This window comes from Nitrobacter sp. (assembly GCF_047149785.1).
GTDB lineage: Bacteria > Pseudomonadota > Alphaproteobacteria > Rhizobiales > Xanthobacteraceae > Nitrobacter.
Map to the genome: position 1 here is coordinate 934,267 of NZ_BAAGBE010000001.1, position 14,278 is coordinate 948,544.

The window sequence follows — 14,278 nt, forward strand, 5'->3', positions numbered from 1 at the left end:
GCACATAATTAGCTGACCCCGCGGACGCCCGACTGGTGCTCATTTTTGATGACACAGTCATCGCACATCTGTATCCTTTAGTATATAGCGGAGAACAACTCAGGTCGATCACCGGCCTGAGTTGCGGTGGCGCATTACAGCGCTGGGCAAAAGGAACAGCCTCATGCCAGGCGGGAGCGCAATGCCTGAAAACGCGATGTCACGTTCCGAAGCGAGCGCGGGTCTTCCCGTTGTGGTGCGCGCAAACGACCTCGGTCAATCGGTGCACTCCGTTCTTGACGGCCGACGTGGGCAGATCGAGGCGGCGTTGACATCATGTGGCGGGGTGCTGTTCCGAGGATTCGCGCTTGACGCCCCCAACGCGTTCCATGATTTTGCGACGGCCTTCGGTGATGCCCTGCTCACCTACGATTTCGCATCGACCCCAAGATCGCACGTCGGCGACCGCATCTACACGTCGACTGAATATCCGGCGTCTCAACATATCCCGCTTCATAACGAGCAATCGTATACCCGCGATTGGCCGATGCGTATCTGGTTTCATTGTGTGATTCCGGCAGACGCCGGTGGCGCAACGCCTATCGCGGATAGCCGGAGAATCTACAATGATATCCCCGAGCCCATCCGGGATGCGTTCCAGAATAGACAAGTGATGTATGTCCGCAATTACGGCAATGGCCTCGATTTGCCTTGGGAGACCGTTTTCAACACATCACATAAGGATGACGTGGAACGGTATTGCCGAGAGCGGGACATCGTCTGCGAATGGAAGGAAGACGGTACCCTGCGCACGCGTCAAATCGCGCAGGCGGTTTCGCGACATCCGGTGACAGGCGAGGCTGTCTGGTTCAACCAGGCGCATCTGTTCCACGTTTCCAGCCTCGTTGCTCCAGTGCGAGAAGCGCTGCTTGATGCTGTCGCGGAGGAAGATCTTCCGCGCAATGCGTATTACGGAGATGGGTCTTGCATCGAAGAGGACGTTCTCGATCGTATCCGCGCTGTGATCGCGCGCGCGACTGTGACGTTTGATTGGCAGACGAACGACGTCCTGATGCTCGACAATATGCTGACCGCGCACGGTCGAGCGCCATTCAAAGGCCAACGCAAGGTCCTTGTCGCCATGGCGAAACCCCATGGGGAACTAGCACTGCCTCAGTAGCCCCGCAAAATTGGCAGTACGTAATGCACGCTCCGCACGAGGCACTCGCGACCTTCATTGACGTTCTGCAGGATCACGTTGGGCGTCAACCAAGCCGAATTGCGATTCGCAGCCTCGCCGATGCCTGGGACGAGCCGGTTTGCCTCACATACGCGGAGTTGGACGAATGCGCCCGGTCGGCGGCAAGCTATCTTGGTCGGTTGGCCGCGCCAGGAGACCGCGTTCTCATCCTCCTTCCGAGTGGCGTCGACTATGTCGTCACGTTTCTTGGCTGCCTTTATGCCGGGCTGATCGCGGTTCCCGCCTATCCGCCCGGAGCCAAGAGGTCCGGCTCGGCGGCTAGGCTCGCTGGGATCATAGGAGACTGTCGCCCCAGTATTGCAATTGCTGCGACGGTAAACATCGAAGCGGTACAGGAACTCCTGGCAATATTTGAGCCCAGACCCCGCGTTGTCGTTCCCGCAGGATGGCGGTCGCCAGCGCCAGATTGGGCACCGCCAGCCGCCCATCGGGACACAATCGCCTTTCTGCAATATACGTCGGGCTCTACCTCGACGCCGAAGGGAGTGATGATCACGCATGGCAATCTCGTTTCGAACGAGGCATCGATCAAAGCCGCATTCGAATTCGACAGAGATGATACGGTTGTCAGCTGGTTGCCGCTTTTCCATGACATGGGATTGGTTGGAGGGCTGCTGCAGCCGCTGTTTAGCGGTGCATCGGTCGTCCTGTTGTCGCCACAACAGTTTCTCGAGCGACCGATCCGATGGCTTGAAGCGATATCGCGATTTGGCGGGACAATTAGCGGCGGGCCAGATTTTGCATTTCGTCTGTGTACGGAACGCGTGTCGGATACAAGCCTGCAGGGGCTGGACCTGTCGAGTTGGACGTTGGCGTTTTGCGGATCCGAACCGATCCGGGCAAGTACGTTTCACGCATTCACCGATCGGTTTAGCGCGGTCGGGTTCGATGGCCGGGCCGCATATGCCTGTTATGGCTTGGCGGAAGCAACGCTTATTGTCACTGGGGCAGGTCGGGGTGAGGGCCTGCAAGCCAGCCCGTTCGCACAGGGAGACGTGGTGTGTTGTGGCCGTGTGCAAACTGGGCATGACATCCGTATCATCGGTGCGCAGGGCGACGACAATATAGGAGAAATCTGGTTTTCCGGCCCAAGCGTTTCTCCAGGCTACTGGAACAATACAGAGGCCACCGCCGCAACATTTCCGGAAGTTGATGGAGCACGCTTCCTGCGGACCGGCGACCTTGGATTTATGCACGAAGGCCATCTCTATGTAACGGGGCGGCAGAAGGACCTTATTATTGTCCGTGGCCAGAATATCTACCCTCAGGACGTTGAGGAACTGATCGAAACTGAGGTTGAGGCTGTGCGCCGCGGCCGTGTCGCAGCATTTCCGATCGTATCGGACGGTCAGGAGGCGATTGGTGTTGCGGCGGAAATCAGCCGTGCGATGCAACGGATCATTTCGCCGGATGCATTGGCGGACACAATCAGCGAGACGATCGCAAACGTCTATCAGGAGCCCGCGAAACTCGTCTTGCTGCTGCAACCCGGCGCGCTTCCCAAAACCTCAAGCGGAAAATTGCAGCGCGGCCGCTGCTATGAGCTGTGGCAATCCGGCGAACTGGGTCTGTTTGCGTCACGCGGCCCCGAGGCGCTGACAGAAAACAAGGGGCCGGCGCCTCAGAGCGATGGCGACGGCGCGCCAGGTCTGGATGAGGTGATTGAAATATGGAAATCGGTGTTGCAAACCGACATGGTTGGCCGCGGCGATAATTTTTTCCTCATCGGCGGCAATTCGATCACCGGCGTACAAGTCATCGCCCGCCTTCGCGAGCGTCTGGGGATCGCACTCGAATTGCACCACCTTTTCGAGGCCCCGACACCGGTTGGATTAGCCGGAAAGCTGCAGCAGTCCTTGGCTCAGCGACCAGCGCCCGCTCCGGCGATTCCGGCACGCGCCGGGCTCGCGGAAGCGCGGGCGTCGCACGCACAAGAGCGGCTCTGGTTCCTGTGGCAGTTGGAGCCATCGAGCCCTGCCTACAACATCTCCGGCGCGGTTCGTTTGTTGGGCCCGCTAAACGACAAGACGCTGGAAGGGGCGATCACGCGGATCGTACAGCGCCACGAGACGCTTCGGACAAGCTTTTCTGGCGGTCCGGACGGAACACTCCAGCGGGTTCATCAATCATACGCCCCGGCAATTGCGCGCGACGACCTGAGCGCTCTCGATGAGGAGGCTCGCGAAACCCAAGTCGAACGGCTGCTCGATGAAGAAGCTGCAACGCCTTTCGACCTGAAAAGCGGACCGCCGCTGAGGATACGGCTCGTGCGATGCGCGGCTCAGGATCATCGGCTCATCGTGACCGTGCATCATATTGCCTGCGATGCGTGGTCGATGCAGCTGTTGATCGATGAGTTCGTCGCGCTTTACGACTCGTTTGTTGGAGGATTCGCGTCCGCGCTTTTTGATCTTCCGATTCAGTACATCGACTTCGCGGAGTGGCAGCGCAACTGGCTGCGTGGCGGTGAGACGGAGCGGCAACTCGCCTACTGGCGACAGAAGCTCGGTTCAGACCACCCCGCTCTTGAATTGCCCGCGGATCGTCCGCATCGGCCCGACCGGAGCCATCGCGGGGACACACACCGACTGGTGATCAGTCCAGGTCTAACGACGCAATTACGGTCGCTAAGCCAGACCGGGCAGGCGACGATGTTCATGGTGCTTTTGGCATCATTTAAGACACTGCTCTATCGCTATACGGGCCAGCAGGAGATCCGGGTCGGCGTCCCTACAGCCAACAGGACACAGACGGCGCTGGAAGGGCTGATCGGTGTCTTCGTGAACACTCAGGTTTTGAGTACGGTCGTCGCCGGGCATCTGCGTTTCGACGAAGTGCTCGCGCGTGTGAAGACGACAGTCCTCGAAGCCCAGACTCATCAGGAGCTGCCATTCGATCAGTTGGTCGATGCACTGCGCCCGGAGCGTCGCCTGACCCACAATCCGCTATTCGAGGTGATGGTCAATCATTTGGAGACGGGTCGCAGTCGCCGCATCCGCCACGCGGGCGGCCTCGACATCGAAATTCTCCGAACGCGCAATCGCGACACGCAGTTCGATCTCAGCCTCGATATTGAGGAGCGTGCGGATGAGGTCGAGCTTATCTTTACGTATGCAGTCGATCTCTTCGAGGCGGAGACAATTGCCCGCCTTGGGAGACATCTTGAAGGGCTGCTCAAAGCGATAGCCGGTAATCCGGGCGTCAGACTTGCGGACATTCCGCTTCTTGATTCCGACGAGGGTTTACTCGTTCTCGACAGGTGGGGGCGCGGCGAAAGTCGACCGGCTCCAGGGTGTCTGCATGAGATCATCGCGGCACGGGCGAACGAGTGCCAGGATGCGGTCGCGGTGGTCTGCGCAGATGCCACACTGACCTACAGCGAACTCAATGCTCGCGCGGCCAGGCTCGCAGGCTATCTTCGTGAGCAAGGTGTCGGACCGGACGTTCTGGTCGGCATTGCGGTCGAACGTTCGATCGAAATGATCGTCGGGCTGCTCGGTATCCTCAAGGCCGGTGGCGCCTACGTGCCGCTCGATCCGAGTTATCCTGCTGACCGGCTTGCGTTCATGATTGCCGATTCCCGTGTATCGCTCGTGCTGACCCAAGAACGCCTGTTGGACACGCTTCCGCCGCTTGGCAGGACGCCGATGAAGGACATCGCGCCTGGGTCTAAGGATACGGGTTTCGAGCCGGCATCGGGGCGATATTTCTGCCTCGACCGGGATTGGCCGGCAATCGAGGCTTACGGCAATGCCGATATTGAGGTTGATGTCATTCCCTTGAACCTCGCCTATTGTATTTATACCTCGGGCTCGACCGGACGGCCGAAGGCTGCGGCGAACACGCATCAAGCAATCGTCAACCGATTGGACTGGATGCAGAATGCCTACAAAGTAGATTCCGCCGACCGCGTTCTGCATAAGACACCATTCAGTTTCGATGTCTCGGTTTGGGAGCTATTCCTGCCACTGATGTTTGGAGCGCAGCTGATCGTCGCCCCGCCAGATGTCCATCGATATCCCCGACGGATTAGTGCGCTGATCGACGCGCATCAGATCACGATATTGCACTTTGTTCCGTCGATGGTGGGGGCATTTATCGAGGCGGATAGCGTTACATCGCATGATAGCCTGCGCCGGGTGATTTGCAGCGGGGAAGCGCTGCGCCCGGATTTGCAAAACGCATTCCTGGCTCGCTATGGCGTCCACCTCGACAATCTGTACGGGCCCACCGAAGCGGCGATCGACGTCAGCTTCTGGCGGTGCCGGCAGGAGCAAGGCGCGTATAGCATTCCGATTGGCTGTCCGATCTGGAACACGCAGCTTTGCATTCTCGATGCTGATCTGAACGCCGTTCCGCAGGGCGCCACAGGCGAACTCTATATTGGCGGCGTTGGTCTTGCTCGCGGGTACCAGAACAGGCCTGCCTTGACAGCCGAGCGATTCATTCCAAATCCATTCCCGCAACGGGCGGGGGAGCGTCTTTATCGCACAGGGGACCTGGCGCGATGGCGACCGGACGGCGTGATCGAGTATGTCGGGCGGATCGACCACCAGGTGAAAATACGAGGCTTTCGCATCGAACTCGGGGAGATCGAGGCGCAGCTTCTGGCGCACGCGGAGGTGCACGAAGCGGTGGTCGTCGCCCGGGACGGCGGATCCGGCAAGCAGCTGGTCGGCTATGTCGTGGCACGGGGCGAGCCTGCTGATGGGCTATGCGACCGTCTGAGAGAGCATCTGGGATCGGTGCTGCCGGACTACATGGTCCCGGCCCATGTGCTGGTATTGGAGGCGCTGCCGTTAATGCCGAACGGCAAGCTCGACCGCAAGACGCTGCCTGAGCCCGACGTGGTGACGGCGGAGTATATGGCGCCGCGCAACGCGGTCGAGGAGAAGCTTGTCGCGATCTGGCGGGAGGTGCTGGGGCTCGATCGGGTCGGGGTCACCGACAACTTCTTTGGGCTGGGCGGCGACTCTATCCTCAGCCTGCAGGTCATCGCACGGGCGCGACGTGCTGGCCTCAAGATCACGCCCAGGCAGCTGTTCGAGCGGCAGACCATCGAGCAGCTGGGCGTGATGGCGCAGATCATCGAATCTGTGGTCGAGAGTGCCGTCGTCGAGGTCGACGTCAGCGCCCGGACGAAGCTTGTGCCTTCCGACATCCCGTTGGCGGGTCTGACGCAGGCGCGGATCGATGGACTGCCGGTGCCTGCACGGGAGATTGAGGATGTCTACCCGCTGTCTCCGATGCAGCAGGGAATACTGTTCCACGCGCTGCACGATCCATCGTCAGGGCACTACGTCAACCAGCTCAGCGTTGCGGTCGAGGGGCTGGATCTCGAGCGCTTCAAGGCGGCCTGGGCCTCGGTGACGGCGCGGCACGCGGTCTTGCGCACCAGCTTCGTCTGGGAAGGCGATGTCCCGCACCCGCTGCAGATCGTGCACAAGAGCGTGCCGCCTGCGATCGAGGTGATGGACTGGCTCGACCGCGCGGTCAATGACGAGGAGATTGCGGCCTATGCGGCGGCCGACCGGGCGAAGGGCTTCGACCTGACGCGGGCTCCTCTGCAGCGGATGACGGTGCTGCGGCTTGCCGATGGCCGGCACCAGCTGATCTGGACCCATCATCATTTGCTGATGGATGGGTGGAGCACGGCGCGGCAGATCGAGGAGACCTTCGCGCATTACCTGGGCGAGGCTCTGGGTCCGGTGAGCGGCCGCTACCGGGACTACATCGCCTGGCTGAGCCGGCAGGACAAGGCGGCGAGCGAGGCCTTCTGGAAGGAGAGGCTGCTCGCACTCGACGAGCCGACATCGATTGTCGATGCGCTTGCCGGGGCACGCGGCCGGAACGCTGGCAGACACGCCACGATCACATGCCGGCTCGATGCCGAGGCGACGGCGCGGCTGCAGCGCTTTGCGCAGCAGGAGCGGGTTACGCTCAACACGCTGGTGCAGGGAGCATGGGCGCTATTACTGCAGCGCTATTGCGGGCAGCGGACCGTTGCCTTCGGTGCGACTGTCGCCGGGCGCCCGGCCGACCTTCCCGGCGCCGAGGCCATGCTCGGGCTGTTCATCAACACGCTGCCGGTGATCCAGGGCCCGCGTCCCGAACAACATATTGGCGATTGGCTGCGCCAGCTCCAGGCCGACAATGTCGCGATGCGTGAGCACGAGCAGGTGCCGCTCTACGACATCCAGCGCTGGGCCGGCCAGCCTGGCCAGGCGCTGTTCGATACCATCCTCGTGTTTGAGAACTACCCCGTCGATGAGGCGCTGCGGCAACGCGCCGGCAAGGTGCTCACGTTCGGGGGGATGGAAAACGTCGAAACCACCAACTACGCGATGACCGTGGTGGTGGTGGAGCGTGCTGACGGACTGGCGATCGATGTCTCGTACATGGAAGCGCGCCTGGACCGAGCACAGGTTGAGGCCGTGGTGGCGCACTTGGCCCATCTGCTGGAAGGCGTTGCTACCGACGCTGGCGCGCTGCCGGGTGATCTACGGCTTCTTCTTCCGGCTGAGCATGCGCAGGTTGTCGAGCAGTGGTCGCGAGGCGAGGCGCGTACCCTGGACGGCCGCTGCCTGCACGAGCTGATCGAGGTGCGGGTGCGCGAGCATCCGGACGCAGTCGCTGTGGTGTACGAGGACACGCAGCTGACCTATGGCGAGCTCAACGCGCGGGCGAACCGGCTGGCGCGGCATCTGCAATCACAAGGCGTGGGTCCGGACGTTCTGGTGGGCCTTGCGGTCGAGCGTTCACTGGAGATGGTGGTGGGTCTGCTCGGCATCATCAAGGCCGGTGGCGCCTACGTCCCGCTCGACCCGAGCTATCCCGCCGAGCGGCTCGCCTTCATGATCGAAGATGCACGGGTGCCGCTGATCCTGACCCAGGAACGGGTACTCGAGCAGTTGCCGTTGAGGATCGCTTCTCACCACGCTGGCGGCGATGCCACAGAGACCGGGTCTGCTGCGGCCATCCCGACCGTGTGGTGCCTGGATCGGGACTGGCATGCGATCGAAGAGCTCGACGCCGGTAACCTACCCACCATCACAACCCCACAGAACCTCGCCTACTGCATCTACACATCAGGCTCAACAGGACGACCAAAGGGGACCCTGATCACCCATGGTAACGTGCTGCGGCTCTTCGAGGTAACGGAGGAGCAATTTGGCTTCGACTCCGACGATGTCTGGTCTCTGTTCCACTCCCATGCCTTCGACTTTTCGGTCTGGGAGCTTTTTGGCGCACTTCTCTATGGCGGCCGGCTGGTCGTCGTCCCCTATTATGTGACGCGAACGCCGGAGCTGTTCCTCGGGCTCTTGCAGAGCGAAAGAGTGACGGTCCTCAATCAAACGCCTTCAGCATTCCGATCTCTTATCCAAGCGCTTTCGTCTGGAAGAGCATCGTTGATCCGCTATGTTGTGTTCGGAGGAGAGGCTCTTGATATCAAAGCGCTCGACCTGTGGTTTGCCCGGTTTGGTGATCAAGTTCCCCAATTGGTGAACATGTACGGCATCACGGAGACAACCGTGCATGTCACTTATCGGCCGCTCTCAGTAATCGACACCGCTCTGGTCGCTTCGCCGGTTGGCTCTGCAATCTCTGATCTCTCGTCATTCATTCTGGACCGTGACCTGGACGCGGTTCCTGTAGGGATTGTTGGCGAGCTTTACATTGGCGGCGCGGGGCTTGCGCGGGGTTATCACGGTCGACCCGGGCTGACGGCGGAACGGTTCGTTCCGAACCACTATGCACAGGAGCCTGGCGAGCGGCTGTATCGGACGGGCGATCTTGCACGCTGGCGACCGGACGGAACGATCGAATACGTCGGCCGGATCGACCATCAGGTGAAGGTACGTGGCTTCCGCATCGAGCTCGGCGAGATCGAGGCCCAGCTGCTCAGTCATGGCGATGTGCGCGAGGCGGTCGTGGTGGCGCGCGACGGAGGCTCGGGCAAGCAGCTGGTGGGCTATGTAGTGCCGCGCGGTGAGACGGGGTTCGATTTGATCGACCGGCTGCGGTCGCATCTTGCCGCGGCGCTTCCCGATTACATGATGCCGGCGCATTTGGTGATGCTGGATGTGCTGCCGCTGACGCCGAACGGCAAGCTGGATCGCAAGGCGCTGCCTGAGCCTGATGTCGTGACGGCGGACTACGTCGCGCCGCGCAACGAGGCGGAGGCGACGCTCGCTGCGATCTGGCAAGCGGTTCTGGGGGTCGAGCGGGTTGGGGTGAGCGACAATTTCTTTGTGCTGGGCGGCGACTCCATTCTCAGTCTGCAGATCATCGCGCGGGCGCGACGTACCGGTCTCAAGCTCACGCCCAAGCAGCTGTTCGAGCGGCAGACGGTCGAAGGACTTGCGGCCGTGGTTGAGGTTGAGGCGACGACCAGCGCCGTGGAGAGAGACGCCGTCTCCGGGCCGATGCCCTTGCTGCCGATCCAACAGGCGTTCTTCGCAGAGGCCGTCCCGCATCGCAATCACTGGAACCAGTCGGTGCTGCTGAAGGTGCAGCAGAGGATTGATGCTGCTGCGATGGAAACCGCGCTGCGCTCCGTCGTCGCGCATCACGACGCCTTCCGGTTGCGCTTCCGGCGGTGCGTTGAAGCTGGGGGTTGGTCGGCGGAGCATGTAGAGACTGGTGCGCCGGATGATGCTCGGCTGTTGTGGCTTCACGAGGTGAGTTCGGCTTCTGACGCTACACCTTTATACGAAGAAGCGCAGCGCAGTCTGTCGATTGAACACGGGCCGCTGCTACGCGCGCTGTATGTGCGATTGACAGACGGGACCGGGCGCCTGTTGTTGGTGGTTCACCACCTAGTGGTGGACGGGGTGTCGTGGCGCGTTCTGCTCGACGACTTACAGAGCGCCTATCATCAATTGCTTGTCGGCGAGACGATCACCCTGCCGGCGAAGACGAGCTCCTTCCAGGCTTGGGCCGAACGACTGCGAAGCTATGCCACCAGCGAGGCACTTGCGGAAGAGTTGCCGTTCTGGTGCGAGCAACTGAGCCCCATTGGATTGAGCGAGCTACCGCGCGATCGCGCCGTCGATGGCGGGTTGATGTGTGACGCCGCCTCCATCGAGATACGGCTCGACCAGCCGACGACGGCGCAACTGCTGAAGCAAGCGCCTGAAGCGTATCGTACCCAGGTCAATGATTTGCTGCTGACGGCGCTGGCACGGGTGCTATGCCGTTGGTGCAGCAGCGTCTCGGTATTGGTGGCGCTCGAAGGCCACGGCCGCGAGGACCTGTTCGGTGACATCGACCTTAGCCACACGGTCGGCTGGTTCACCAGCTTGTTCCCTGTGCGCCTGACGATACCTTTGGAGCTTGTTCTCGATGGCGAAGCTGCTCCATCGCTTGGCACGTCCATCAAGGCGATCAAGGAGCAGCTGCGCGGGGTGCCGAGCAGGGGTCTCGGCTATGGTATCCTCAAGCATCTAAGCGCTGCGACACTGCGGTCGCAGCTTGATGGTCTGGCCGAGCCGCGTGTCACCTTCAACTACCTGGGCCAGTTTGACGGCAGCTTCGATGACGATGGCGCCTTTGTGCCCGCGCAGGAGAGCGGAGGGCACAACCGCGATCCAGATGCGGCGTTTGGCAGCTGGCTGAGCATCGATGGACAGGTCTACAACGGCGAACTGCGGCTATCGTTCGCCTATAGCCGGCACATGTACGATGCTGCGACGATCGAAGGCCTCGCTCAGGAGTATCAGACCGAGCTTGAAGCGGTCATCGCGCATTGCCTCAGCGAGCAAGCACAGGGGCTGACGTCGTCCGACATCCCGTTGGCGGGTCTGACGCAGGCGCGGATCGATGGGCTGCCTGTGGCGGCGCGCGAGATCGAGGATGTCTACCCGCTGTCTCCGATGCAGCAGGGAATGCTGTTCCACGCGCTGCACGATCCATCGTCAGGGCACTACGTCAACCAGCTCAGCGTTGCGGTCGAGGGGCTGGATCTCGAACGCTTCGAGGCGGCCTGGGCCTCGGTGACGGCGCGGCACGCGGTCTTGCGCACCAGCTTCGTCTGGGAAGGCGATGTCCCGCACCCGCTGCAGATCGTGCATAAGAGCGTGCCGACGGCGATCGACGTCATCGACTGGCGGGGCAGGGCGGCGGCCGAGATCAACGGCTTCGCTGTTACCGATCGGGCACGGGGCTTCGACTTCGGCGTGGCGCCGCTGCAGCGCGTGAGTGTGCTGCGGTTGGGCGGCGGCCGGCACCAGTTGATCTGGACCCATCATCATTTGCTGATGGATGGGTGGAGCACGGCGCGGCAGATCGAGGAGGTGTTCGCGCATTACCTCGGCGAGGCGTTGGGCCCAGTGAGCGGTCGCTACCGGGACTACATCGCCTGGTTGAGCCAGCAGGACAAGGCCGCGAGCGAGGCCTTCTGGAAGGAGAGGCTGGTCGCCCTCGACGAGCCGACATTGCTTGTCGACGCGCTCGCCGGGGCACGTGGTCGGCACGAAGGGGCCGACGGACACGACACGATCACATGCCGGCTCGATGCGGCGGCGACCGCGCGGCTGCAGCGCTTCGCCCAGCAAGAGCGGGTGACGCTCAACACGCTGGTGCAGGCGGCCTGGATCCTGCTGCTGCAGCGCTATTGCGGGCAGCGGACCGTGACATTCGGCGCAACCGTCGCCGGGCGCCCGGCCGACCTTCCCGGCGCGGAGGGGATTCTGGGCCTGTTCATCAACACGCTGCCGGTGATCCAGGGTCCGGGTCCCGAACAACACATTGGCGACTGGCTGCGCCAGCTTCAGGCGGAGAACGTGATGCTGCGCGAGCACGAGCAGGTGCCGCTCTACGACATCCAGCGCTGGGCCGGTCAGCCCGGCCAAGCCCTGTTCGATACCATCCTCGTGTTCGAGAACTATCCCGTCGACGAGGCGCTGCGGCAACGCTCATCTGCTGCACTCAATATATCGGATATAACGATAAACAATCCCAATCATTATGCATTAACGCTCAATATCGATGTCACGGACGATCTAAACTGCCACTTCGCTTATGCACATGATAAGCTTACTCACACCATAGTTCGCCAACTGGCCTCTAACTGGTGCCATCTGCTGACGAGCTTATCAAGCCTTCCGGAAACACCAGCCGGAACGCTTGCCGAGGTAGCTCTGCTTTCGGGTGACGACATTACTCGCTTTCGAAACTGGGGGCATGGTACGCGGTCTGCCATCAAGAGCAATTGCGTCCACCAGCTTATCGAATTTCAGGCAGCTCGTTACCCCCACAATCTCGCACTCGTATGCGAGTCATCGATGCTTACCTATGGGGAGATCGATCAAAGAGCGAACAAGCTCGCTAACCATCTACGTGAGCTCGGAGTGGGTCCCGAAGTTCTTGTTGGCGTAGTGGCTGAACGCTCGAACGAAACCATGATTGGAATGCTTGCTATCCTCAAAGCGGGTGGGGTCTATGTGCCGATCGACCCTGATGCTCCACTGGATCGCATAAGGGCGCTCGTAGCGGACAACGAGATCAATGTGCTTATTGTCCCAAGTGATCCTGATTATTATCAGTCTCTTATTACCACTGTTATCCGACCGGACGATTACGTGGACACAGATATCTCCGCGCCGCGGAATGTCAACTGCACGAGCGACAATATTGCTTATGTCATATTTACATCCGGTTCGACTGGACTGCCGAAAGGTGTCGCGGTTACGCACCGCTCGCTAGTAAATTATATCTCGACAATGATGCAGACACTCTCTGCTGGTCCCTCTACCAACATGGCCATGATCTCTACGCTCGCTGCCGACCTCGGCCATACCATACTGTTCGGTGCTTTATGTTCAGGGGCTACGCTCCATTTGCTCTCGTCTGAATATGCTCTCGATGGACGTCGCTTCGCTAGCTACACACAGCGCTATGCGATCGACGTCTTGAAACTCACGCCGACACACCTGAGAGGTTTAGGTGTCGGCGTTCCATTAAATGAGATATTGCCCGCCCAATCGCTCATTCTTGGAGGTGAGTCGTTGGCACCGTCGTTGATTAGCGACATCAGCGAAGCGGATGGTACTTGTCGTGTTATCAATCACTATGGCCCAACCGAAACGACCGTCGGGGTTCTTACGTTCGAGATAGCGAAAAGACACCTTAACGACCGCGTGCCACTTGGATCTCCCCTCTCTAACGTTAACGCATATATTCTCTCGCAAGATTTAGAAATGGTTCCATGCGGAATCGTCGGCGAACTTTTTATTGGCGGTGCCTCACTGGCTCGCGGCTATCATCGACGCCCACACTTGACGGCGGAGCGGTTTGTTCCAAATCCTTTCGCATCCGTAGGGGGCGAGCGCATGTATCGCACCGGAGACCTCGCACGTTGGCAAGAGGACGGCCAGATCGAGTACGTTGGCCGCCTCGACCAACAAGTGAAGGTTCGAGGATTTCGTGTCGAGATAGGTGAGATTGAAGCCCATTTACGCACATTTAAAGGCATCCTTGATGGTGCTGTTACCCTGCGCGACGCCGACGCTGGTCAAATGCTCTGGGCTTATGTTGTGCCGAATCACCCAGAGCATGCGGTCGAGATCGAAGACGACATTAAGCGGTATCTCCGAACATTGTTGCCGGAGTACATGGTCCCCACACGTGTGATCGTGCTACCGATCCTTCCAATGACTTCTAACGGGAAGACTGACCGTCGCGCGCTGAGCGAGTTAAATATCTCTGCTGTCTCATATGTTTCTCCGCAGACCGATACCGAGCGCACTTTGGTTGCGATCTGGCAGGACGTTCTAGGCGTAGAGCGAGTTGGGGTTACAGATAACTTCTTTGATCTTGGTGGAGATTCTATTCGGGGCCTTCTTGTTATCTCGCGAGCATGTCGCGAAGGTATTGGCCTCACACCGAAATTGTTATTCACGACACCAACAATCGCGGAGATTGCAAAGAACCATACTGCTCGGTCTGATGTATCTCTCGAAGAAATGGCGTCAACCGCAAGCGTCATTCTTGCCGATCTCTCGCCGGACGATTGATCATGACCGTTCAGTCATCTGA

General features: G+C 60.3%; 2 protein-coding genes. Both read left to right on the forward strand.

The window, feature by feature from the left end; translation table 11 throughout:
- Positions 1-181: 181 nt before the first annotated feature.
- Entirely contained in the window at positions 182-1,159 is a 978-nt protein-coding gene (locus tag ACMDCM_RS04360; protein WP_412772421.1) for a TauD/TfdA family dioxygenase, read from the forward strand.
- 23 nt (positions 1,160-1,182) lie between these two features.
- A complete protein-coding gene (locus ACMDCM_RS04365) occupies positions 1,183-14,256 on the forward strand; it encodes a non-ribosomal peptide synthase/polyketide synthase (protein ID WP_412772422.1) in 13,074 nt (4,357 codons plus the stop codon).
- Positions 14,257-14,278: the final 22 nt, after the last annotated feature.

What these genes read in the sequence shown, in the direction of transcription:
- ACMDCM_RS04360 (WP_412772421.1), top strand. Translation starts at nt 182, where the DNA reads ATGCCTGAAAACGCGATGTCACGTTCCGAAGCGAGCGCGGGTCTTCCC.
- ACMDCM_RS04365 (WP_412772422.1), top strand. Translation starts at nt 1,183, where the DNA reads ATGCACGCTCCGCACGAGGCACTCGCGACCTTCATTGACGTTCTGCAG.